The sequence below is a fragment of the Sphingopyxis granuli NBRC 100800 genome (genome assembly GCF_001591045.1).
Lineage (GTDB): Bacteria > Pseudomonadota > Alphaproteobacteria > Sphingomonadales > Sphingomonadaceae > Sphingopyxis > Sphingopyxis granuli.
Map to the genome: position 1 here is coordinate 38,824 of NZ_BCUA01000011.1, position 23,925 is coordinate 62,748.

General features: G+C 67.3%; 17 protein-coding genes. 7 read left to right on the top strand and 10 right to left on the bottom strand.

All coding sequences use genetic code 11. From position 1 onward, the window contains the following. Positions 1 to 294: 294 nt before the first annotated feature. Positions 295 to 2,583, bottom strand: a complete 2,289-nt coding sequence (locus tag SGR02S_RS04585; RefSeq protein WP_067106126.1) for an EAL domain-containing protein — start codon at positions 2,581 to 2,583, stop codon at positions 295 to 297. An 81-nt stretch (positions 2,584 to 2,664) separates the two neighbouring features. Next, positions 2,665 to 4,407 carry an acyl-CoA dehydrogenase gene (locus tag SGR02S_RS04590; RefSeq protein ID WP_067106128.1) on the bottom strand — a complete coding sequence of 581 codons (1,743 nt, stop codon included), beginning with the start codon at positions 4,405 to 4,407 and terminating at the stop codon, positions 2,665 to 2,667. Positions 4,408 to 4,484: 77 nt separating this feature from the next. Here SGR02S_RS04590 and SGR02S_RS04595 point away from each other — a divergent pair, with 77 nt between their 5' ends. Continuing rightward, positions 4,485 to 5,417, top strand: coding sequence for an L-threonylcarbamoyladenylate synthase (locus tag SGR02S_RS04595; protein WP_067106130.1), 933 nt, complete (start codon positions 4,485 to 4,487; stop codon positions 5,415 to 5,417). An 18-nt stretch (positions 5,418 to 5,435) separates the two neighbouring features. On the opposite strand, the gene SGR02S_RS04600 is transcribed toward SGR02S_RS04595, so the two are convergent. The 3 genes from SGR02S_RS04600 to SGR02S_RS04610 are packed head-to-tail and all read right to left on the bottom strand — an operon-like array spanning position 5,436 to position 8,812. Beyond that, a complete protein-coding gene (locus tag SGR02S_RS04600) occupies positions 5,436 to 6,338 on the bottom strand; it encodes a DMT family transporter (RefSeq protein ID WP_067106132.1) in 903 nt (300 codons plus the stop codon). Positions 6,339 to 6,377: 39 nt separating this feature from the next. Beyond that, the gene (locus tag SGR02S_RS04605; protein WP_067106134.1) at positions 6,378 to 7,979 is read right to left on the bottom strand and encodes a S10 family peptidase; all 1,602 of its coding nucleotides are present in this window, start codon (positions 7,977 to 7,979) and stop codon (positions 6,378 to 6,380) included. Positions 7,980 to 8,032: 53 nt separating this feature from the next. Further along, positions 8,033 to 8,812: an SDR family NAD(P)-dependent oxidoreductase gene (locus SGR02S_RS04610; protein WP_067106136.1), complete on the bottom strand. Its 780-nt coding sequence runs from the start codon at positions 8,810 to 8,812 to the stop codon at positions 8,033 to 8,035. Positions 8,813 to 8,900: 88 nt separating this feature from the next. Here SGR02S_RS04610 and SGR02S_RS04615 point away from each other — a divergent pair, with 88 nt between their 5' ends. Continuing rightward, a complete protein-coding gene (locus SGR02S_RS04615) occupies positions 8,901 to 10,424 on the top strand; it encodes an acyl-CoA carboxylase subunit beta (protein ID WP_067106138.1) in 1,524 nt (507 codons plus the stop codon). Positions 10,425 to 10,445: 21 nt separating this feature from the next. Here the strand turns inward: SGR02S_RS04615 and SGR02S_RS04620 are convergent, their stop codons facing one another. Continuing rightward, on the bottom strand, positions 10,446 to 11,240 hold the full coding sequence (locus SGR02S_RS04620) for an SDR family oxidoreductase (protein ID WP_067106140.1): 795 nt from the start codon (positions 11,238 to 11,240) through the stop codon (positions 10,446 to 10,448). A gap of 195 nt (positions 11,241 to 11,435) precedes the next feature. On the opposite strand from SGR02S_RS04620, the gene SGR02S_RS04625 reads away from it, so the two are divergent. The 3 genes from SGR02S_RS04625 (at position 11,436) to SGR02S_RS04635 (ending at position 15,302) form a co-directional block, all read left to right on the top strand. Then, entirely contained in the window at positions 11,436 to 11,675 is a 240-nt protein-coding gene (locus SGR02S_RS04625; RefSeq protein ID WP_156482975.1) for a hypothetical protein, read from the top strand. Between the two features lie 104 nt (positions 11,676 to 11,779). Then, positions 11,780 to 14,515, top strand: a complete 2,736-nt coding sequence (gene secA / locus SGR02S_RS04630; protein ID WP_067106145.1) for a preprotein translocase subunit SecA — start codon at positions 11,780 to 11,782, stop codon at positions 14,513 to 14,515. Positions 14,516 to 14,570: 55 nt separating this feature from the next. Further along, positions 14,571 to 15,302 carry a proteasome-type protease gene (locus tag SGR02S_RS04635; protein ID WP_067106147.1) on the top strand — a complete coding sequence of 244 codons (732 nt, stop codon included), beginning with the start codon at positions 14,571 to 14,573 and terminating at the stop codon, positions 15,300 to 15,302. Between the two features lie 72 nt (positions 15,303 to 15,374). Here the strand turns inward: SGR02S_RS04635 and acs are convergent, their stop codons facing one another. Next, positions 15,375 to 17,339 (bottom strand): acetate--CoA ligase, encoded by a 1,965-nt coding sequence (acs, locus tag SGR02S_RS04640; protein ID WP_067106149.1) that lies wholly within the window; start codon positions 17,337 to 17,339, stop codon positions 15,375 to 15,377. Between the two features lie 168 nt (positions 17,340 to 17,507). Between acs and amaB the strand changes: the two genes are divergently transcribed. Further along, positions 17,508 to 19,037: an L-piperidine-6-carboxylate dehydrogenase gene (amaB, locus tag SGR02S_RS04645; RefSeq protein ID WP_067106151.1), complete on the top strand. Its 1,530-nt coding sequence runs from the start codon at positions 17,508 to 17,510 to the stop codon at positions 19,035 to 19,037. Between the two features lie 107 nt (positions 19,038 to 19,144). Here the strand turns inward: amaB and SGR02S_RS04650 are convergent, their stop codons facing one another. The 3 genes from SGR02S_RS04650 to fsa all read right to left on the bottom strand — a co-directional run bounded on the left by SGR02S_RS04650 (position 19,145) and on the right by fsa (position 22,283). Further along, on the bottom strand, positions 19,145 to 20,644 hold the full coding sequence (locus tag SGR02S_RS04650) for an acetyl-CoA acetyltransferase (RefSeq protein ID WP_067106153.1): 1,500 nt from the start codon (positions 20,642 to 20,644) through the stop codon (positions 19,145 to 19,147). 1 nt (position 20,645) lies between these two features. Next, positions 20,646 to 21,449 carry an enoyl-CoA hydratase-related protein gene (locus tag SGR02S_RS04655; RefSeq protein ID WP_067106155.1) on the bottom strand — a complete coding sequence of 268 codons (804 nt, stop codon included), beginning with the start codon at positions 21,447 to 21,449 and terminating at the stop codon, positions 20,646 to 20,648. A 183-nt stretch (positions 21,450 to 21,632) separates the two neighbouring features. Beyond that, entirely contained in the window at positions 21,633 to 22,283 is a 651-nt protein-coding gene (fsa, locus tag SGR02S_RS04660; protein WP_067106157.1) for a fructose-6-phosphate aldolase, read from the bottom strand. Between the two features lie 187 nt (positions 22,284 to 22,470). Here fsa and radA point away from each other — a divergent pair, with 187 nt between their 5' ends. Then, positions 22,471 to 23,844 (top strand): DNA repair protein RadA, encoded by a 1,374-nt coding sequence (radA, locus tag SGR02S_RS04665; protein ID WP_067106159.1) that lies wholly within the window; start codon positions 22,471 to 22,473, stop codon positions 23,842 to 23,844. Positions 23,845 to 23,925: the final 81 nt, after the last annotated feature.

Genomic DNA, 23,925 nt, shown 5'->3' on the forward strand with positions numbered 1-23,925 from the left:
GAGCGGGACGGGGGCAGTGGGCCCGGGGCGCGGACGGACATGGCTCCGTCTCGAATCGACTTTCGCCCAAAAAGAAAAGGCCCCGGCGATGCCGAGGCCCTTCCTGCAGTTTTTCAAGGCTTAGGCGGACGCGCCGCCGATGGCGCTACCGGAGCCACCAAGCCAACCCCAAAACCAACCCATGATCAATCTCCTGTCGGCACTGCCCCACGAAAAGAACAGTTAACCGCGCGTATACCTTAATTTTTAAGGTAAATCGAGTCTTAACCAATGGGATTGCCGCCAGATTGGCAGCTATGCGATGCGGCTGTGGGAGGTGGGGAAGATCGACGCGACCAGATCGGAAAACAACTGCGGTTTTCCAAGATGATACCCCTGTCCGACGTCGCAGCCGAGTTGATGGAGCAACGCCATCGTCGGGGCGTCCTCGATCCCTTCGGCGACCGCAACGGCGCCCAGGCGATGCGCCAGATCGATGGTCGATTTGACGATTTCGAAGTTGCGCTGCGAATCGCGCATCGTCATCACGAATCGCTTGTCGATCTTGATCTCGTCGGCTTCGATCTCAGTCAGATATTCGAGGTTGGACTGGCCGGTGCCATAATCGTCGATCGACAGGCGGATGCCGGCACGACGAAGCTGCGCCAGCGTCTGGCGCGCCTGCCGGCTGTTCTCGATCTGCGCGGTTTCGGTAATCTCGATCGTCAGCAGTTCGGGCGGCAGATGATGCGCCGTGAGCATCACGCGGATCGTGCCGACGAGGTCGTCATGGTCGAGCAACGCCGCAGACAGGTTCACCGACATGTTGGCGTGGAGGCCGCGAGCATGCAGCTGGGCCGCCGACCGGATCGCCTGGTCCATGACGAACAGCGTCAGGCGATAGATGTCCTGGCTCTTCTCGGCCTGGACGATGAACTCGTCGGGCGGGATGGGGCCGCGGGTCGGATGCGTCCAGCGCACCAGCGCCTCCACGCCGACCAGCTGGCCGGTCGCGATGCCATATTGCGGCTGAAAGGCGACCCAGATGTCGCCGCCGGTCAGCGCGTCCTCGAGCTGCGAATGGAAACTCAATTGCCAGCCGGCGTCCTCCTGCTGGCGGGGCATATGTTTGGTCCACAGCGCGCGGGTGCGGACCGCGTGATCGGCGGCGACCAGTGCCGCGGCCAGCCGCTGCGCGTTCGATCCCTCGAACTCGTCGTTGACGCCGAAGGCGATCGCGACGTCGATGCGCGCGCCGCCGATCGTCAGCGGGGCGTTGAACAGCGCGGCGAGACCCGCGAGCTGCGCCTCGATCTGGCTGTGCTGATAAAATGGGACGAGCCAGGCGAAGTTGCCGTCGGGGTCGTGGTGCAGCGCCGTCGACTGCGACGCGAGCTGCAGGCGTCGGGCGACCTGCTCGACGAGCTGCTGGCTGCCTTCGCCGGGCAGAAAGGCGACGAGATCGCCGAAATTGACAAGCTTTGCCGCAACCACGGTGTGGCTTCCGAACGGCGCCTGCGACCGCAACGCCTCGAAATTGGGTAGCCCCGATACGGGATTTTCGTGGAGCGCCGATTCGCGGCGGCGGCGGCGCGAAACATTGGCACCGAACACCCCGATCAGGACCAGTGCGGCGCCGATCGAACAGGTGACGAGCATCGTCGTCAGCCAGACCTTGACGACGATCAGCGCCGCGATCGTGCCCAATGCCGTCGCATTGAACCATCGGCCACGGCGGAAGGCGACGGCGCCCAACGTCGTGAGGAGGGCAAGCGCGAACGCCGGCATCCAGCCTATATCGGCCGGATTGCCGCGCTTCAGCGTCTCCGCGCCGATGACATGGATGAAGGCGCCCGGCACGCGATTATGTCCCGGCAGAAAATGCGCGTCCTGAAAGGATGGGGCGGTGGGTGCGAAGACGACATCCTTGCCCGCCAACTCGCGCCCGCCGACCTTTCCCGAGAGCAGGTCGATGGCCTCATAAACAGGAATGGAGCTGGTTCGATAGGAATAGTCGAGCGCGAAACTGCCGATCGGAAGCGACCGCTGCGCCAACAACGCGGAAAAGCTCGGAACGGTTTTCCCGCCGATCGAGACGGCCGTCGCGAGACGCCAGACCTGCCAGAAATCATATTCCAGCCCTATGCTGGCCTGACCGGCGGCAGAGCCGAACGCGGGACTGGGCAGGAACGTCGGCTGGAAATCGCCGGGCCTGTTCGAGCCGGCAACCAGCCCCAGGACGACCCGGTCGCCCATGCGGCGAATGGCCCCGGTCAGTCGGGGAAAGTCGCTGTCCGCCTCGCGTCGGTTGTAGTAGAAATCGATGAACAGCCGCCGCGCGCCGGCGGCATTGACCGCGTCGACGACCTGTGCGTGCTGTGTCAGCGAAAAGCTGGATTTGGGCGAATTGTCGAGCGTTCGCTCGTCGATTGCGACGACCACGATATCGCCCGACACCGGTCGCCAGGCGAACCGGCCGATGGCCGCTTCGACCAGCCGGTCGAGCGGCACCGCGGCCGCCGACAGGCCGACGAGCACGCTCAACAGCAGCGACAGGCCGATGGACCGCCAACTGATGATCAGGCTTCTGACCGGATTGGGCACGCACGTCTCCAGCGATTGCCCGCCGTGCTTAGGACGCGATGGTTATCATCGCGTTAATCATGCGCCCGACCCCGGCGGAAATCAGCCGATCCGCGGTAGCGTGGGAAGCACGGCGTCGCCTGCGAGCACGGCGGCGGCCAGACCCGTCGCGGCGGGCACGATCTGCTGAAGATAGAAACGCGTCGAGGCGATCTTGGATCCCAGAAAGGCGGCATCGCCGTCGTCCGCTTCGAGCGCCGCTTTCGCCGCCCGATGCTCGATCGCCATCAGCCAGCCGCAGGTCGCCGTCGCGAGCATGGTCAGATAGGGATAGCTGCCCGCAAGCCGGTCGGGCATGCTCGCCTGTTCGAGCCAGTCGGTGACCGCGCCGCACGCCTCGGCAAGCTGCGCCAGTTCGGGGAAATCGGCGCCGCCGTGCGCGATGTCGGCGATCAGCGAGCGCACGCCCTCGCCGCCGGCAAGGCCGAGCTTGCGTCCGACGAGGTCGGCGGCCTGAATGCCGTTGGTGCCTTCATAGATCGGCGCGATGCGCGCGTCGCGGTAATGCTGCGCGGCGCCGGTCTCCTCGATGAAACCCATGCCGCCGTGGACCTGCACGCCGAGGCTCGCGACCTCGCAGCCGATGTCGGTCGCATGCGCCTTCGCCAGCGGGATCAGGACGTCGGCGCGCAGCGCCGCGGCAGCGTCGCCCAGCTTGCCGAAATCGGTCTGCGCCGACGCATAATAGATGAGCGCGCGCGCGGCCTCGGTCTGCGCGCGCATCCGCCACAGCATGCGCTTGACGTCGGGATGATGCTCGATCGTCACCGGCGTGCGGTCGGGCGAACCCGCGAGTGCCGACTGGACGCGCTCGGCGGCATAGCGTTGTGCCTGCTGCAGCGCGCGTTCGGCGATCTGGACGCCCTGACAGCCGACCATCAGGCGGGCGTTGTTCATCATCACGAACATCGCGCGCATGCCGCCCATCTCTTCGCCGACGATCTCGCCGAGGCAATCCTCCTCCTCGCCATAGATCATCACCGCGGTCGGCGAGCCGTGGATGCCGAGCTTGTGTTCGATCGATGCGCAGCGCACGCCGTTCGAAATCGTCGGCCGCCCTTCGGCATCGAGCCGGTATTTGGGGACGAGGAACAGTGAGATGCCGCGCGTCCCCTCGGGCGCGCCCGGCGTGCGCGCGAGAACGAGGTGGACGATATTGTCGGTGAGGTCGTGCTCGCCGAAGGTGATGAAAATCTTCTGCCCCCTGATCCGGTAGAGGCCGGCATGTTCGCCCTCGGTCACCTTCTCGGCGGTCGAGCGCAGCGCGCCGACGTCGCTGCCCGCGCTCGGCTCGGTCAGGTTCATCGTGCCGTTCCACTCGCCGGTGACGAGCTTCGGGAGCCAGGTCCGGCGCTGTTCCTCGGTGCCATAGACCATCAGCGCGTGAATCGCGCCGGGGGTCAGGATGTTGCACAGGGTGAAGCCCATGTCGGCGCTGCCCAGCGCCTCGATCACCACGGTCGCGAGGGTGAAGGGCAGGTCCTGCCCGCCATAGGCGGCGGGGCCGTCGAGGCTGCCCCAGCCCGCCTCGACGAATTGCCGATAGGCTTCCTTGAAACCCGGCGGCATGGTCACCTTGCCGTCTTCCCAGCGGGGATTGTTCACGTCGCCGACGCGGTTGAGCGGCGCGTAGACCTCTGCCGCGAAGTCGCCGATGCCGGTGACGATCGCCTCGACCATGTCGGGGGTCGCGGCGGCGAAGCGCTCGTGCTGCGCCATCGCGTCGATGCGGGCGATATGGTCGAGGACGAATAGATGTTCGGTGGTCGGCGCGGTGTAGGTCATGAAGCGTCCCGTTTTAGGGGGTGATTCCGTTGCAGCCGGCGCTATAGCGCGGCATGGCCGATGGTCCAATCGAGAGTATGGCAACCGAAGTCCGCGCCTTCGACGCCGACACGGTCGCGCGCGCCGCGACGCTCGTCGCGCAGGGGCTTCCGGTCGCGGTGCCGACTGAAACGGTCTACGGCCTCGCCGCCGATGCACGGAACGCCGATGCGGTCGCGCGCATCTATGCCGCGAAAGGGCGGCCTGACTTCAACCCGCTGATCGTCCATGTGCCCGATCTGGCAGCGGCCGAGGCGCTGGGGGTATTCGGCGCGGCCGAGCGCACCCTCGCGGCGCGCTTCTGGCCGGGGCCGCTGACGCTGGTGGTGCCGCGCACACGCGACTGCCCGGTTGCGCGCATCGCGACGGCGGGGCTCGACACGATCGCGCTGCGCGTCCCGGCGCACTGCGCGATGCAGGCGCTGCTTGCCGCCAGCCGCGCGCCGCTCGCCGCGCCGAGCGCCAACGCCAGCGGCCGGGTGAGCCCGACGAGGGCGGCGCATGTGCTGACGAGCCTCGACGGACGGATCGCGCTGGTGATCGACGACGGCGCGACGACGGCCGGGGTCGAATCGACGATCGCACGGGTCGTGGACGGCGCGGTGGAGGTGCTGCGACCGGGGCCGGTGACGGCGGCGATGCTCGGCGCAGCCAGCGGCCTCCCCGTCCGCGGACGCAAGGGGGCCGACGTCGTTGCCCCCGGTATGCTGGCAAGTCATTATGCGCCGGGCAAGCCGGTGCGGCTGGATGCGGCTTCCTTTGCGCCCGACGAGTTCGGCATCGGCTTCGGTGCCCTGCGCGGCGACTATTGCCTGAGCGAGGCGGGCGACGCGACCGAGGCGGCGGCGCATCTGTTCGACGCGCTGCATGCAGGGGCGGCGAGCGTAAAGCCGCGGATCGCGGTTGCCGCGATTCCGGCCGATGGACTGGGCGCGGCGATCAACGACCGGCTCGCGCGCGCGGCGGTGTGAATTCGCGCGAAATATTGCCTAAGCCGCCGCCGGCTCGACCGGGTCTTTGCGCGGGGTCTTGCGCGTGACGATCAGGCAGGCGACGACGATCAGCAGCGCGCCGGCGATCGTCGGCAGCGTCACCGGCTCGGCATAGAAGAACCAGCCGAACAGCATCGCCCACAGGAAGCCGGTATATTCGGTGGTCGCCAGGATCTGCGCCTCGGCACGCGCATAGGCCCAGCTCAGCAGCAGCAGCGACAGGATGGCGAGCAGCGCGGCGCCGACGATCGGCGCAGCGTGGGCGGCGGCGGGAATCGCTGCGAACCACGGCGCCGCAAGCGACAGGAACAGCGCGACGAACAGATTCTGGTAGAAGGCGATCTCCGCCGGTCCCGCCATCTTCGCCTGCCGCCGCGCGAGGATGAGGTTGTAGGCGTAGCAGACCGCCGAAAGGAACACCGCGCCGACCGCCCACAGCGCCTGCGTGTCGTGCCCGCCGTCGCCCAACTTGCCCGCGACGATCACCAGCACCCCCGCGAATCCCAGCAGCGACGCGGCGATCGAGCGCCGCCCGATCCGCTCGCCGAGGAAGATCGCGGCCATGTACAGCGCGAGCAGCGGCGCGACGAAGGCGAGCGCTATCGCCTCGGCCATCGGCAACCGCGCGAGCGCCCAGAAGAAGCCGAGCGCCATGCCGGTGACGAACAGCGAGCGCCAGGCATGGATGCGCATCGTCGCCGCATCGGGGCGCGCCGGCCGCGCCGCGAAATAGACGAGACCGCTCAGCACGCTTCCCGCCATCGTGCGCCACAACACCGCATTATAGGCGCCGATGCCGATCGACAGCCCCTTCATCAGCACGTCCATCGACGAATAGGTCGCGATCCCCGCGCAGGCGACGAGGAAGGGGACGAGCGGCGAGGGCGAGTCGGGACGCATGACGGGGCTTCGGCGCGGTGCGGATGACCGCCGCGCGGTTCAGTCGATATGGTCGGTGCGGCGGATGAAGTCGGCGACGTCGACGCGCATCTCGCGAAGCAACGGGACGTTGACATAAACCATGTGGCCGGCGGGATAATATTTATAGGCGATGTTCGCCTGCAGCTCCTTGGGAACCGGCAGGTGCTGAAGCTCGTACCAGCCCGCGAAATAGGGGGTCGAGACGTCGAAATAGCCGCCGGTGACGAGCAGCTTCATCTGCGGATTCTGTTTCATCGCGGCCGCGAGGTCGGGCAGCACGTTGGGGAGCGCGATCAGCGGCCTGCCGGCCTCGGGCGGTTCGTGCTTGTAGTCCCAGCTTCCATAGACGCCGAGGCTGCCCTCGTAATGCCGGCCCTCGCCATAGCCGAGCGTGCGCCGGGCGTAATCGTTGAACGCCGCGGTGTAGGCGCCGCCGATCGCGCTGCCCTGCGGATCGTAGGAGGCGGTCTTGCTCAGCGGGTCGAGCGTCGGCCCGGTGAAGCGCGTGTCGAGCGTCCCGGTCGTCTGGCCCTTGTCGGCGAGCAGTTCCTTCTGCATCGCGCCATATTCGATGCGCAGGTTCGTCTTGAGCAGATAGGCGAGCGGCAGCCCGGTATAGGCGTGGAGCCTTGCGGCGATCGCCTGCCGCTCATCGTCGGGAAGCCCGTTCCCCTTCATCAGCGCGAGCGCATAGTCGGTGGTGGCGAATTTCTCGACCTCGTCGAGGAAGGGGCGCAACTCGGGAGGATTGCCCGCGGCGCGCTTGTGATACCAGGCGGTCGCGGCATAGGTCGGCAGCGACACGATATAGGGCAGGTCGACCCCGGGGTTGAGCTGCGGGTCGTCGGGGATGAGGTCCCAGTTCAGGATGTCGGACAGCAGGATCACGCCGTTGAGGTCGATGTCCTGCCGTTGCAGCGCCAGCGTCATCCCCGCGGCGCGCATCGTCCCATAGCTTTCGCCATAGAGATATTTGGGCGATTTCCAGCGGTCGTGTTTCGACAGGAAATCGCGGATGAAGACGGTGAAGGCGTGGATGTCCTGATCGACGCCGAAGAAGGCGTCGGCCTTGTCTTTGCCCGCGACGCGGCTGAATCCGGTGCCCGGTGCGTCGACGAAGACGAGGTCGCTGACGCCCAGCAGGCTCTGATCGTTGGCGACGGTGCGATAGGGCGCGCTGCCGTGAACCAGATCGGGCGTCTCGACGCGCACCGGGCCGAAGGCGCCCATGTGCAGCCACAGCGTCGGCGATCCGGGGCCGCCGTTGAAGAAGAAGGTGATCGGGCGGCTCTCGGCGGGGGCGCCCTCCTGGAAATAGGCGGTGTAGAACATCGACGCCTCGGCGTCGGGGATGTCCTTTCCGGCATCCTTGTCGCGGCGGCGTTCGGCGGCGAGCGTGTCGGTCCAGCCCTTCGGATGGACGATCAGCGTGCCCGCCACCGCCTGATAGGCGATGGCGACGCCGTCGACCGTCACCGACCCCGCCGAGCGCACCTCGGTAGGCTCGAACATCGGACCGGCGGGCGGCGCCGTTTCGGATGCGGCGCGCGGTTCCTTCGTCTGGGCGGCGGCGCAGCCCGCAAGCAGGACGGCAAGGGCAAGGGCGGCGAAGGATTTCATGGATCGGACCTCGGGATCATTAGGGACGGGTCATGTGGGCGATGGTGCGGGGGTCAGCGAAAGCTCGCCTGTCCGGCGCCGTCGATGTTGAGCTTCTGCCCCGAACAATAGGGGTTGGCGTCGGAGACGAACCACAGCACCGCCGCGGCGACATCGTCGGGCGTGGGGACGCGGCCGAAGGGGAATTTGGCGTCGAGGTGATGGATGTCGTCCTGCCCCGTGATCGCGCGTGCCAGCCGCTCGCCCATGTCGCTGACGGTCAGCGACGGTGCGACGATGTTGACGCGCACGCCGCTGCGCACCTCTTCCTTGGCGAGGGTGAGCGCCAGCGCCTCGGCCGCCGCCTTCGCCATGTTGTAGGGCGCGCCGTTGGCGGCGTGGTTCAGCGTCGCGACGCTCGAGATGACGATGATGTCGCTGCGCTCGTGCCGGCGAAGCTGCGGCAGTGCGAGGCGCGACAGGCGATGGGCGCCGACCGCGTGGATGGCGAGCAGCTTCTCGACCTCGGCGGCGTCGGTGTCGGCGACGGTCTTGCCGCGACTGGCGATGCCGGCGTTGTTGATCAGGATCGACATGGGGCCGAAGTCGGCCTCGATCGCGGCGACCATCGCGGCGGACGCCGCTTCGTCGGCGACCGATGCCTGATAGGCCCTGGCCTTGCGGCCGAGCGCGATCACCCCGGCCACCGTTTCGGCGGCGGCTTCGCCATCGCGCGTATAGTTGACCGCGATATCGGCGCCCGCCCCGGCCAGCGCCAGCGCGATGCCGCGCCCGATGCCGCGCGAGGCGCCGGTGACGAGTGCGGTGCGGCCTGCGAGGGTGATGTCGGTCATATCTCTTCTCTCCCCTTTGTCCCCTCTCGTAAACGGGAGGGAAGAAAATGGGAATGACGTTTCCGTCAACGTAAGCTAGCGTCGCGCGATGAGCTGGGAAAAGGAAGTCGCCGAACTCACCGCGCGGCGCGCGATGGCGGAGAAGATGGGCGGCGCCGAAAAGGTCGCGCGCCAGCACAGCCGCGGCAAAATGGACGCGCGGGCGCGGCTCGCCGCGATCGTCGACGCGGGCAGCTTTCGCGAGATCGGGCAGATCGCGGGACGGGGCACTTATGGTCCCGACGGCGAACTGGAAGATCTGGCTGCGAGCAACTTCATCTTCGGCCGCGCCAATATCGACGGGCGGCCGGTGGTCGCGAGCGCCGACGACTTTACCGTGCGCGGCGGCGCGGCCGACGCGGCGCTGCACCGCAAGTTCATCCAGTGCGAGGCGATGGCGCACGAGTATCGCCTGCCGCTGATCCGCATGATCGACGGCACCGGTGGCGGCGGGTCGGTCAAGACGCTGGAGGACATGGGCTATACCTATATCCCGCATGTGCCCGGCTGGGACCAGATCATCGCCAATCTCGATACGGTGCCGGTGGTCGCGCTCGCGCTGGGGCCGACGGCCGGGCTGGGCGCGGCGCGGGTCGTCGCGAGCCACTACAGCCTGATGGTGCGCGGCCTGTCGCAGCTTTTCGCGGCGGGGCCGGCGGTCGCGGCGGCGATCGGCGACACGCTCGACCGCGAGGAACTGGGCGGCAGTGACGTGCATACGCGCAACGGCGTCGTCGACGACGAGGTGGTGAGCGAGGCGGAGGCGTTCGCGCGCGCGCGCCGTTTCCTGTCCTATCTGCCGTCGTCGATCCACGATCGCGCCGTGCGGACGAAGAATCGCGACCCCGCGGGCCGGCGCGAGGAGGCGCTGCTGTCGGTCGTGCCGCGCGAGGCGAAGCAGGTCTATTCGATGCGGCGCATCGCCGAAGCCGTGTTCGACAAGGGCAGCGTCTTCGAAATGGGCGCGCGCTGGGGACGGGCGGTCATCACCGCCTTTGCCCGCCTCGACGGCTGGCCGGTCGCAGTGCTCGCCAGCGATCCCACCTACCTCGGCGGATCGTGGGACGCGAAGACGAGCGAGAAGGCCGAGCGCTTCGTCAAGCTCGCCGACCAGTTCCATCTGCCGATCGTCCACCTCGTCGACAATCCGGGCTTCATGATCGGCGGCGAGGCCGAGCGGACGGGGACGATCCGCTATGGCGTGCAGGCGATGAACGCGATCTATCGCGCGTCGGTGCCGCTCGCGTCGGTGGTCGTGCGGCGCGCCTACGGCATCGCGGGGAGCGCGATGTCGAACGCCGAGCGCTTCCAGTACCGCTTCGCCTGGCCATCGGGCGACTGGGGCAGCCTGCCGATCGAGGGCGGAGTCGAGGTCGCCTACAAGAGCGAACTGGAAGCGGCCGAAAATCCGGCGGCGCATCTGGAGGCGATCCGCGAACGGCTCAACCGCGTACGCAGCCCGTTCCGCACCGCGGAGAAGTTCGGGGTCGAGGACATCATCGACCCGCGCGACACGCGGCCCCTGCTGTGTGAGTTCGCGGAGCTCGCGTGGCGCGTAGTCGGGCGGGGCTAGGAATGGCTCGTCAAGCTCGCCCTATCCCCCCAGGCCGTCGACCTTCTTCGACTGCTTGACGATCAGGCCGGGGAACCAGCGGGCGATGCGGGCGAGACGCTTCGCCATCTTGCCCACCGTCACATGCACCCGGTCGCCGTGCACCGCGTCCCACGCCGCTTCGGCGACGCGCTCGACGGGCACGATCTCATATCCGTTCGCCGACAGGCGGTTGCGCGCGGGTTCGTTGCTGTCGGCGCTGACCTGATCAAGCAGGGGGGTGTCGATGAAGCCCGGCATCAGCGAGCGGACCTTGATGCCGTGCTTGGCGAATTCGATGTCGAGGGCCTCGGTCAGGCCGCGCACCGCGAATTTGGTCGCCGAATAGATCGCGAGCCCGCCGACGCCGTAGAAGCCCGATGCGGAGCCCGTGTTGAGAATCGTCGCCCCCGGCGTCGCGCGGAGCAGCGGCAGCGCCGCGTAGATGCCGTTGACGACGCCGCCGAAGTTGATCGCGATCAGCCGGTCGGCCTCCTCGGGCGGCATGTCGATCAACTGGCCCCCCGTTCCGATGCCGGCATTGTTGAACAACACGTCGAGCCGGCCGCCGCTCGCCGCCGCGAAATCGGCAAGCGCCGCCCGCCACTGGTCGCGGTCGCGCACGTCCATGACGTGGCGCGACGAGGCGCCGTCGGGAAGCAGCGCCGCGGTTTCGTCGATCCCTTGCGCATTGACGTCGGCGATGCCGACGAACCAGCCCTGCGCGGCGAAATGTCGCGCGGTCGCCCGGCCGATCCCCGATCCGCCGCCGGTGATGAAAATTGCCTTCCTCGTCATCGCGCCCTCCCTGACATGTTTGTCAGCGAGGGATGGAGCGTCGGAAGCCCGCGCGTCAAGCGGCAATGCCGACCCGGGGTCAGGACCCTAGACGCGGCGGGGCTTTCACCCTATGTTCAGCGTCGCGTGCGCATAGGGGTGCGCGCTCAACCTGAAGAGGGGCGATTCTTGCGGTTATTGCTGACCCTTTTGGCCTTGCTGACCGGTCTCGCCGGTGCGGATCGGGCCGTGGCCGCGCCGCTGGCGCCCGCCACGATGGGGTCGCTCGTCCTGCTCGCCGATGTGGCGAGCCAGAGCGAGAATAACGACAAGGTCCGCCGTCCCGTCGACCCGACCCCGACCCGCCGCGCCTCCTGCGCCTGCCGCAAGGCGCCGCGCTCGTCGGCGCCGCATCTTCCCGGCCTGCTCGGCCGCATCGACCGGGCGCTCGAATAGCCTTTTTCGCGGGCCTTCGCGCCTGACGATCGACCAGCGGCCGCAATCAGCGGCCCGGCGGCGCACAAGCCGCCTCTTTCAGTTCATATACCAAGGAAATCGCCATGTTCGGCAGCTTCGCCAAAAGCCTTTTCGGTTCGTCCAACGACCGCTACGTCGCCTCGATCCGCAAGATCGTCACCGGGATCAACGCCTTCGAGCCCGCGATGGAGGCGCTCGACGACGACGGCCTGCGCGCGCAGACACAGAAATTCCGCGACCGGCTCGAAGCCGGCGAGACGCTCGACGATATCCTGCCCGAAGCCTTCGCCACCGTCCGCGAAGCGGCGAGGCGCAGGCTCGGTATGCGGCATTTCGACGTGCAGATGGTCGGCGGCATCGTCATCCACCGCGGCGAGATCGCCGAGATGGCGACCGGCGAGGGCAAGACGCTGATGGCGACGCTGCCCGTCTATCTGAACGCGCTCGAGGGCAAGGGCGTCCACGTCGTCACGGTCAACGACTATCTGGCCCGCCGCGACGCCGAATGGATGGCCGAGGTCTATGGCTTCCTCGGCCTCACCACCGGCGTCATCGTCCCGAACCTCAACGAGACGCAGCGGCGCGAAGCCTATAATTGCGACATCACCTATGCGACGAACAACGAGCTGGGGTTCGACTATCTGCGCGACAACATGAAGTTCGACCGCACGCAGATGGTGCACCGTCCCTTCAACTTCGGCATCGTCGACGAGGTCGATTCGATCCTGATCGACGAGGCGCGCACGCCGCTGATCATCTCCGGCCCGACCGACGACAAGTCGGAACTCTACATCCGCGTCAACGAGGTGGTGAACCAGCTCGTCGAAGCCGATTACGAGAAGGACGAGAAGACCAAGTCGATCAGCCTGACCGAGGACGGCACCGAGCATGTCGAGCGACTGCTCGAGGCCGCCGGGCTGCTCCAGGGCAGCAACCTCTATGACATCGAGAACACCCAGGTCGTCCATCACGTCAACCAGGCGCTGAAGGCGATCCAGATGTTCCGCCGCGACACCGACTATATCGTCAAGGACGACAAGGTCGTCATCATCGACGAATTCACCGGCCGCATGATGGACGGCCGCCGCTGGTCCGACGGCCTGCACCAGGCGGTCGAGGCGAAGGAAGGGGTCAAGATCGAGCCCGAGAACCAGACGCTCGCGTCGATCACCTTCCAGAATTATTTCCGCATGTACCCGAAGCTCGCGGGGATGACCGGCACCGCGGCGACCGAAGCGGCCGAATTCTTCGAAATCTACAAGATGAACGTCGTCACCATCCCGACCAATCGCCCGATCGCGAGGGCCGACGAGGAGGACGAGTTCTACAAGAACATCACCGACAAGTTCGGCGCCATCGCGCGTACGATCCGCGAGGCGAACGAGCGCGGCCAGCCGGTGCTGGTCGGCACGGTGTCGATCGAGAAGTCGGAACTGCTCTCCTCCTTCCTCGAAAAGGAAGGCGTCGCGCACAGCGTGCTCAACGCGCGCTTCCACGAGAGCGAGGCCAATATCGTCGCGCAGGCGGGACGGCTCGGCGCCGTCACCATCGCGACCAACATGGCGGGCCGCGGCACCGACATCAAGCTGGGCGGCAACGAGGAATCGCGCATCGAGAACGAAGTGGGCGACATGCCCGCGGGGCCCGAGCGCGACGCGGCCGAAGCGCGCATCCGCGAGGAGGTCGCAGCCGAGCGCGAGGCGGTGAAGGCGGCGGGCGGACTGTTCGTGCTCGGCACCGAACGCCATGAAAGCCGCCGCATCGACAACCAGCTGCGCGGCCGTTCGGGACGCCAGGGCGACCCCGGCCTGTCGAAATTCTACCTGTGCCTCGACGACGACCTGCTGCGCATCTTCGGCCCCGACACGCTGTTCGCCAAGATGATGAACAAGAATCTGGAGGACGGCGAGGCGATCGGGTCGAAATGGCTGTCGAAGGCGATCGAAACCGCGCAGAAGAAGGTGGAGGCGCGCAACTACGACATCCGCAAGCAGGTCGTCGAATATGACAACGTCATGAACGACCAGCGCAAGGTCATCTACGACCAGCGCGGCGAGATCATCGACAGCGACACGGTCGACGACGCGATGGACGCAATGCGCGCCGAAACGGTCAATTCGATCGTCGCCGACGCCTGCCCGCCCGGCAGCTATCCCGAGCAGTGGGACATCGCGCAGATGAAGGCGCGCATCGCCGACGTGCTCGAACTGACGCCGCCGCTCGAAGCGTGGATGGAAGAGGACGAGGTCGATCCCGAAATCTTCGAGGAGCGCATCCAGAAGATGGCCGAGGACGCCGCCGCCGCGAAGGCGGCGCAGGTCGACCCCGAAACGTGGCGCGGGATCGAGAAGTCGATCCTGCTCCAGACACTCGACCATCATTGGAAGGAGCATCTGTCGACGCTCGACGCGCTGCGCCAGGTCGTCTTCCTGCGCGCCTATGCGCAGAAGCAGCCGATCAACGAATATAAGCAGGAAGCCTTCGCGCTGTTTGAGCGCATGCTCCAGAACATCCGCGAGGATGTGACGCGCACCGTCGCGCGGATCGACTTCCAGTTCCAGGAGCCCGAGCCGCTGCCGCTGCCCGATCTCCCCGACTTCCTGACCACGCACATCGACCCCTTCACCGGCGAGGACAACAGCGCCGACATCGACGGCGGATCGCTCGGCGTGATCGCCGACACGCTGCCCCCGATGGCGGCGCCGCGTCCCGACCTGCCCGAGGGTGAGAATCCCTATGCGGCGATGGAGATCAGCCGCAACGCGCCCTGTCCCTGTGGGTCGGGCCGCAAATACAAGCATTGCCACGGGGCGCTTTGAGGCCCCGCGCGCCGCTGCCCTTGACGGCGGCGGCGGACCGGGCGAACCTCGGGCGATGACCTATTGCGTCGGCATGCGTCTGAACAAGGGACTGGTGTTCATGTCGGACACCCGCACCAACGCGGGTGTCGACGACATCTCGCAGGTCCGCAAGATGCGTAGCTGGCACGTTCCCGGCGAGCGCGTGATCACGCTGATGTCGGCGGGCAATCTGGCGACGACGCAGGGGGTCGTCAGCCTGCTCGACGAGCGGCTCAAGGCGCCCGGCGACCGGCACCCGCCGATCCTCACCGCGGCGTCGATGTTCGAGGTCGCGACGATCATCGGCGAGACGCTGCGCGGCATCGTGATGCGCTATGGCGCGGAGGGCCAGAACGCCGAATCGATCTTTCGCGCCTCGCTGATCGTCGGGGGGCAGATCCGGGGCGGTGAGCCGCGGCTGTTCCTGATCTATCCCGAGGGCAATTTCATCGAATCGGGCGAGGACAATCCCTTCTTCCAGATCGGCGAGACCAAATACGGCCGCCCGATGATCGTCCGCTCCTATCACCCCGCCATGGCGTTCGAGGATGCGGTGAAACTGCTCTGCGTCTCGTTCGATTCGACGATCCGCGCCAATGCCGGGGTCGACCTGCCGATCGACCTGAAGGTCCATGCGCGCGACGACTTCACCACCGTGCGCGAACGTCGCTTCGAACGCGGCGATCCCTATTACCAGAGCGTGTCCGACGGTTGGGCCGCGGCGTTGGGGCACGCGCTCGACACGCTGCCGGACTTTCATTTCTGACCACCGGCATTTCTGACGGCCAGCATTTCTGACGTTTGGCGCCGCGCCAGCTTTTGCCCGGGGGCGGCGAAGCTACCGGTTCCGCCGCTCCTCGATCAGCCCATCGACCAGGCTCGGGTCGGCGAGGGTCGAAGTGTCGCCGAGTGACCCGAAGTCGTTCTCCGCGATCTTGCGCAGGATGCGCCGCATGATCTTGCCCGAGCGCGTCTTGGGCAGCGCCGGGGTCAGGTGGATATGGTCGGGGGTCGCGATCGGGCCGATCTCGGTGCGCACCTGCTGCTTCAGCATGGCGACGATCTCGTCGGTCGGCTCGATGCCCGCGTTCAGCGTGACATAGGCGTAGATGCCCTGGCCCTTGATGTCGTGCGGGAAGCCGACGACCGCCGCCTCCGCCACCAGTTCGTGCAGCACCAGCGCGCTTTCGACCTCGGCGGTGCCCATGCGGTGTCCCGACACGTTGATGACGTCGTCGACGCGGCCGGTGATCCGCCAATAGCCTTCGGCGTCGCGGCGGCAGCCGTCGCCGGTGAAATATTTGCCCTTGTAGGTCGAGAAATAGGTCTGAACGAAGCGCTCGTGATCGCCATAGACGGTGCGCATCTGCCCCGGCCAGCTGTGCGTGATGCACAGATTGCCCTCGGCGACCCCGCCATCCTGTTCGTCGGCGAGGACGTTGCCGTCAGCATCGACGAGTTGCGGGCGGACGCCGAAGAAGGGACGCCCCGCGCTTCCCGGCTGCATCGGATGCGCGCCGGGCAGGGTGGTGATCATCGTGCCGCCGGTCTCGGTCTGCCACCAGGTGTCGACCACCGGCACGCGGCCCTTGCCGACGACATCGTGATACCAGCGCCACGCCTCCGGGTTGATCGGTTCGCCGACGCTGCCCAGCAGGCGCAGCGACGACAGGTCGTGGCGCGTCACATAATCGTCGCCTTCGCGCATCAGCGCGCGGATCGCGGTCGGCGCGGTATAGAGGATGTCGACCTTGTGCTTGTCGACGACCTGCCAGAAGCGGTCGTGGTCGGGATAGTTGGGAACGCCCTCGAACATCAGCGTCGTCGCGCCGTTCTGTAGCGGACCATAGACGACGTAGCTGTGCCCGGTGACCCAGCCGATGTCGGCGGTGCACCAGAAGATCTCGCCGGGGCGATAGTCGAAGCCGTACCAGAAGGTCGATGCGATCCACACCGAATAGCCGCCGGTGGTGTGAAGCACGCCCTTGGGCTTGCCGGTCGAGCCCGAGGTGTAGAGGATGAACAGCGGGTCCTCCGCCCCCATCGGCTCGCAGGGGCATTCGGCGCCGACGTCGGCCGACAGCGCGTCGTACCAATGGTCGCGGCCTTCCTTCATCGCGATGTCGCCGCCGGTGTGCGCGATGACGAGCACGCCCTTCACCGCGACGCGTTCGAGCGCCTTGTCGACATTGGCCTTCAGCGGAATGGTGCGGCCGCCGCGCAGCCCCTCGTCGGCGCAGATCACCCAGTCGCTGCCGCAATCCTCGATGCGGCCGTGGATCGCCTCGGGCGAGAAGCCGCCGAAGATGACGCTGTGGATTGCGCCGATCCGCGCGCAGGCGAGCATCGCCACCGCGCCTTCGGGGATCATCGGCATATAGATGGTGACGCGGTCGCCCTTGCGGACGCCCAGCTTCTTCAGCGTGTTCGCCATGCGGATGACGTCGGCGAGCAGCGCCGCATAGCTGATCGTCCGCGCCTCGCCGTCGGGGGCGTCGGGTTCGAAGATGATTGCGGTCCGGTCGCCGCGGCCCGCCGCGACATGGCGGTCGAGCGCATTGTGGCAGAGGTTGAGGACGCCGTCCTCATACCATTTGATGCTGACGGGATCGAACGACCAGTTGGCGATCTTCGTGGGCGGGGTGAACCAGTCGAGCCGTTCGGCTTCCTTCGCCCAGAAGGCATCTGGATCGGCGATGCTTTCGGCATAGAGCCGCTCGTAATCGGCGGCGCTGGTGTGCGTGTTCGCTGCTGCCGCGGGCGGGACCGGGACGAAGGGCTCGGAAGGGGGCAGTTCGGACATCCTTGATTCTCCCGATCTTTGGGCCTGCCCGTTGCCGGGGCGTTCGGCCGCGAATCCTTTTTCCTTCCTTATCCGTTCGCATCGAGCGAAGTCGAGATGCCTATCGCTTGCATTCGCCTTCGGGGTGCCTCGACTTCGCTCGACACGAACGGAGAGAGGGGTATTGGGATGGAAGGCGAAAGGCCGAAAGGATGGACGTTGGCCGGGATCACGGAAGAAACTGGACGCTTGCTCGACGCATTGGGTGTCGACCATGCCGCATGGACCGACGGATCGATGCCGTCGCTGTCGCCGCTGACCGGCGAGCAGGTCGCGATGGTGCGCGTTTCCGGCGCGGCCGACATCGATGCGGCGCTGGACAGGGCGACCGCGGCATTCCGCGCGTGGAGCCGGGTCCCGGCGCCGCGGCGCGGCGAGCTGGTGCGGCTGTTCGGCGAGGAATTGCGCGCCGCGAAAGATAGCCTCGCCCGGCTGGTGACGATCGAGGCGGGCAAGATTCCCTCGGAGGGCGCGGGCGAGGTGCAGGAGATGATCGACATCTGCGACTTCGCGGTCGGGCTGTCGCGGCAGCTCTATGGCCTCACCATCGCGACCGAGCGCCCGGGGCACCGGATGATGGAGGTCTGGCACCCGCTCGGCGTCGTCGGCGTGATCTCGGCCTTCAATTTCCCGGTCGCGGTATGGGCGTGGAACGCCGCGCTGGCGCTGGTGTGCGGCAACAGCGTGGTGTGGAAGCCGTCCGAAAAGACGCCGCTCACCGCGCTGGCGACGCAGGCGATCTTCGAGCGCGCGCTGGCGCGTTTCGGCGAAGCGCCCGCGGGTCTGTCGCAGCTTCTGATCGGCGGGCGCGAGGCGGGCGAGACCCTCGTCGACGACGCCCGCGTCGCGCTCGTTTCGGCGACCGGCTCGACGCGGATGGGCCGCGCGGTCGCGCCGCGGCTGGCCGGGCGCTTCGCGCGCGCGATCCTCGAACTCGGCGGTAACAACGGCGTGATCGTCGCGCCGTCGGCCGACCTCGACCTCGCGCTGCGCGGGGTGGCGTTCGGGGCGATGGGCACGGCGGGGCAGCGCTGCACGACGACGCGGCGGCTGTTCGTCCACGACAGCATCCACGACGCCTTCGTCGCGCGGCTGAAAGCCGCCTATGCGAGCGTCGCGGTCGGCAACCCGCTGGAAGGCGACGTGCTCGTCGGACCGCTGATCGATCGGGCCGCGTTCGAGGCGATGCAGGCGGCGCTGGCCGCCGCGCGCGTCGCGGGCGGCGTCGTCCATGGCGGGATGCGCATCGGCGAGGGCGCGAGCTATTATGTCCGTCCGGCGCTGGTCGAGATGCCGGGGCAGGTCGGGCCGGTGCTGGAGGAGACGTTCGCACCGATCCTCTACGTGATGCGCTACGACGATCTGGACGCGGCGATCCGGCTGCACAACGCCGTCGCCGCGGGGCTGTCGTCGGCGATCTTCACACGCGACCTGACCGAGGCCGAGCGCTTCCTCGCCGCGAGCGACTGCGGCATCGCCAACGTCAATCTGGGGACGAGCGGGGCCGAGATCGGCGGCGCCTTCGGCGGTGAGAAAGAGACAGGCGGCGGCCGCGAATCGGGGTCGGACAGCTGGAAGGCCTATATGCGCCGCGCGACGAACACGGTGAATTATTCGGACGCGCTGCCGCTCGCACAGGGGGTGAGTTTCGATCTCTAATTCCCCTCCCGCTTGCGGGAGGGGTTAGGGGAGGGCGTGTCGCTCTCCCGTACCTTGGCTTTCAAACGGGCCCTCCTCCGACCCCTCCCGCAAGCGGGAGGGGAGAATCAGGCCCGCCAGCCGAATCCCTCGTCCAGCGCCACGATCCGCCCTTCGGTGCCCACCGGCTCCTTCGTGCCGTCGGTCAGGAACGCCAGCATCGCCGCGTCGCGCACGTCGACATGCGCGAGCGTGCGCTGCCCTTCGGGCGTGCGCGCGACGACGACGCCCGCCCTGGGCGCGCCATCGCGCCCGTAGAAGACCGTGTAGCTCTCGATCGTCGCCGGCCCCGCATAATCCTCGACCAGTTCGGGAACGGGGCCGCGCTTTTCCTCGGCTTCGGCCTGATAGTCGAAATCCTGCGGAAAGCGTGCCGCGGCGATCGGCCGGTTGCCCAGCACGATGCAATGATTGTCGGTCGCGAAACCGCCATTGGCGAACAGGAAGCCATAGCGGCCTTCGCGACGCAGCTTGTCGACCATCGAGACGACTGCGTGGCTCATGTAATTGGCGATCGGGCCGCCGCCGAAGGTCAGGCCGCCGAACACGCTGGCGGGCCGGTCCCACGGCCAGCCGAGGATGCGCCGCGCCATCTTCGGCACGCAGGGAAAGCAGCTGTAGAGTTCGACGCAGTCGAAATCCTCGACCGTCATGCCGTTCAGGTCGAGCGTGCGGGCGATCGACGTCTCCATGCTGACGCTATGGTCGTAGCGGTCGCGCGCCAGAATGCTCGCGGGTTCCTTCGCGGCCGCGCCCATGCCCACGTAGACCAGCCGGTCCTCGGCGATGCCGCGCCGCCGTGCCTCGGCAAGGCTGGCGACGAGGAAGCCCGCGCCTTGGTTTACCGACGAATTGGCGACCATCAGCTTCGAATAGGGAAAGGCGATCGGGCGGTTGCGTTCGTTCACATCGAGGATGTCGGCGGGCGAGGCGGGCTTTCTTATCCACGCGCCGGGGTTTTCCGCCGCGACCTCCGAAAAGCGCGACCAGATTTCGGCGCTTTCGAACTGCGCGTCCTCAAGGCTTTCGCCCCACGCCGCGCGCGTCGCATTTTCATAGAGCGGATAGACGTCGACCGGCGCCGACAGGCCGTGCCTCTGGGCGTAGTTGGGCTCGCGCCGCGTCGCCACCTTGCGCACGGCATTATAGCTCTTGTCCTCGCCGCTCGCCGCCTTGGCGGCGCGGCCCGCGGCGGTGCGCAGCGCCTCGCCGCCGACGACGGCCGCCAGCTTGACCTCGCCCGCGCCGATGCGGTTCGCGGCCTCGTTGAGCAGGCGGATCGGCGTGTCGCCGTGCGGCGCCGCCGACTGGTAGTTGATCGCGGGATTGGCGCCGATCGCCGCCGCGAGCGGTTCGCACAGCTTGCCGAGATGATGGAAGCTGATCTGGTCGACGATCGCGAGGCTGTCGATGTCGGCGAGCGGAACGCCGGCGTCCTGCGCCGCGACCTTCAATGCCTCCACCATCAGGCCGAGCGAATCGAGCCCCCCGTCGGGATCGTCGGGGCGGTCGTTAACCTGCCCGACGCCGATGATGACGGGAATGCGCTCGGGATCGGTCATGCTCATCTCAGCGTGCCTTCCACACCGGCTTGCGCTTCTCGGCAAAGGCGCGCGGGCCTTCGCGCGCGTCCTCGCTCGCCATCAGCAGCTTGCGTTCGCGGCTGTTGTCGGCCCAATGCGCATCGTCGCCGGCGATCTGTCCGTCCTGTATCCGGAGCGCGACGCGCTTCGACGCCTGCACCGACAAGGGGGCGTTGCCCGCGATCTTCTCTGCGAGCGCGATCGCGGTCGGCATCAGGTCGGCGAGCGGCACGACGCGGTTGGCGAAACCATAGCGCAGCGCGGTCTCGGCATCGAAGGGATCGCCGGTCAGAAGATGTTCCATCGCCAGCTTCGGCGGCAGCTGCTTGACGATGCGAAAGGCGCCGCCCGCCGCCGCGAACAGCCCGACCTTGACCTCGGGCAGGCCGAACTGCGCATTTTCGGCGGCGACGATCAGGTCGCACATCAGCGCGAGCTCGCAGCCGCCGCCGAAGGCGAAGCCATTGACCGCGCCGATCACCGGTTTCGAGATCGGGTGCGCGGCAAAGCCGCCGAAGCCCCATGCCTGCTGCGCCTTGTCTTCGGGAGCCAGCGCGCCGCCGCGCGACAGGGCGACGAGATCGGCGCCCGCGCAGAATGCCTTGTCGCCCGCGCCGGTGATGATGACGACGCGGATTTCGGGGTCGCTTTCCGCTTCGTCGAGCGCGGTGCCGATGCCGACGTGGACCGCCGCGTTGACGGCGTTGCGCGCCTCGGGCCGGTTGATCGTGACGATCAATATATGACCGTTGCGTGTCGTCAGGACGGCGGGGGCGGCGGTATCGGTCATGCGAATCTCTCCCTTTCGGGCGAGTATCGGCGCGAGTTGACGTTTACGTCAACTGGAAAGGGTGCGATTCTGCAGTGTGTCCCCGCGAAGGCGGGGACCCATCTCCCGCCAGTTCAAAATAGCGCTGCAGGATGATGGGCACCCGCCTTCGCGGGTGCACACGGCTTGTTTATGTTCGGCAGATCAGATCGACTGCCCGGTCTTGGCCCAGTCCGCCAGAAACCCTTCGATGCCCTTTTCGGTCAGGACATGCTTGAACAGTCCCTTGATGACCGACGGCGGCGCGGTCATCACGTCGGCGCCGATCTTCGCGGCTTCGAGCACGTGGATGCCGTGGCGCACGCTGGCGACGAGGATTTCGGTGTCGAAGGCGTAATTGTCGTAGATCAGGCGGATGTCGGCGATCAGCTGCATGCCGTCGAAGCCGTTGTCGTCGTGGCGGCCGACGAAGGGCGAGACGAAGGTCGCCCCCGCCTTTGCCGCGAGCAGCGCCTGCGTCGCCGAGAAGCAGAGGGTGACGTTGACCATCGTCCCGTCGCCGGTCAGCGCCTTGCAGGTCTTGAGCCCGTCGATGGTCAGCGGCACCTTGATGCAGACATTGTCGGCGATCTTGCGGAGGATTTCGGCCTCCTTCATCATCGTTTCATGGTCGAGCGCGACCACCTCGGCCGACACGGGGCCGTCGACGAGGGCGCAGATTTCCTTCGTCACCTCCTTGAAGTCGCGGCCCGACTTGGCGATCAGCGACGGGTTGGTCGTGACGCCGTCGAGCAGGCCGGTCGCGGCGAGTTCCTGAATGGCGTCGATTTCGGCGGTGTCGGCGAAGAATTTCATGGCTCGGATGATCCTGCTGGATGGTGATTCGGGTTTTCCGATCCCCTAGAACCCTTTCCTCGTCATTGCGAGCGAAGCGAAGCAATCCAGGACGGCTTACGCATGCTCTGGATTGCTTCGCTTCGCTCGCAATGACGATGGTGGGAAATTGCTGGCGTTCCATTTTTGTTCCCGCTAAGCGACCTTCATGGCCAAAGCGAAACGCCAATATGTCTGCCAGAATTGCGGCGCCGTCAGTTATCGCTGGCAGGGCCAGTGCGCCGATTGCGGCGAGTGGAACACACTGGTCGAGGAAGCGGCCGAAACCGTCTTTTCCGCGAAGCACGACCTGTCGAAGGGCGGCCGCACGCTCGCGCTCGAAACGCTCGACGAACAGAGCGCGATGCCCGAGCGGATGCTGTGCGGCATCGCCGAGTTCGACCGCGCGCTCGGCGGCGGCTTCGTCGCCGGGTCGGCGACGCTGATCGGCGGCGATCCGGGGATCGGCAAATCGACCTTGCTGCTTCAGGCCGCGGGTCGGATCGCCAAGGCGGGCAAGTCGGTCGTCTATATCAGCGGCGAGGAAGCGGCGGCGCAGGTGCGGCTGCGCGCGCAGCGGCTGGGGCTCGGCGACGCGCCGGTGGCGCTCGCCAGCGCGACTTCGGTGCGCGACATCCTCGCCACGCTGGAGGGGCATGGGGGTGGACGGGGCGCCGATTTCGTCGTCATCGATTCGATCCAGACGATGCACAGCGACCTGATCGACAGCGCGCCGGGTACCGTCAGCCAGGTGCGCGCGAGCGCGCAGGAGCTGATCCGCTATGCCAAGGACAGCGGCGCGGCGATCGTGCTCGTCGGCCATGTGACGAAGGACGGGACGATCGCGGGGCCGCGCGTGCTCGAACATATGGTCGACACCGTGCTGGCGTTCGAGGGCGAGCGCAGCCACCAGTATCGCATCCTGCGCGCGGTCAAGAACCGCTTTGGCGGCACCGACGAGATCGGGGTGTTCGCGATGGGCGAGGAGGGGCTGGGCGAGGTCGCCAACCCGTCGAGCCTGTTCCTGACCGACCGCAGCCGCGACGTGCCGGGGTCGGTGGTATTCCCCGCGCTGGAGGGCACGCGGCCGGTGCTGGTCGAGGTACAGGCGCTGACCGTCCGCCTTGCGAGCGGCGCGACGCCGCGCCGCGCCGTCGTCGGCTGGGACAGCGGGCGGCTCGCGATGGTGCTCGCGGTGCTCGAGGCGCGCTGCGGGCTCCAGATGGGCGCCGCCGAAGTCTATCTGAACATCGCGGGCGGCTATCGCCTCACCGATCCGGCGGCCGACCTCGCGGTGGCGGCGGCGCTGATCTCGGCGTTCAGCGAGCGGCCGGTGCCCGCCGACGCGATCGTCTTCGGCGAACTGTCGCTGTCGGGCGAGGTGCGCCCGGTCGCGCACGACGCGCTGCGCCTGCGCGAGGCGGCGAAGCTCGGCTTTTCAAGCGGCTGGGGGCCAAAGGGGATGAAGGGTGTGAAGGGGATCGGCGTCACCGGCTTCGGCCGGCTCGGCGAACTCGTTGACCTGATGCTCGGGCGTGCCTAGATCGACGGACATCAAGCTATTCCGTTCGCCCTGAGCTTGTCGAAGGGCTGTTCTTTCCGCCGGGAAGGAGAAAAAGGACGG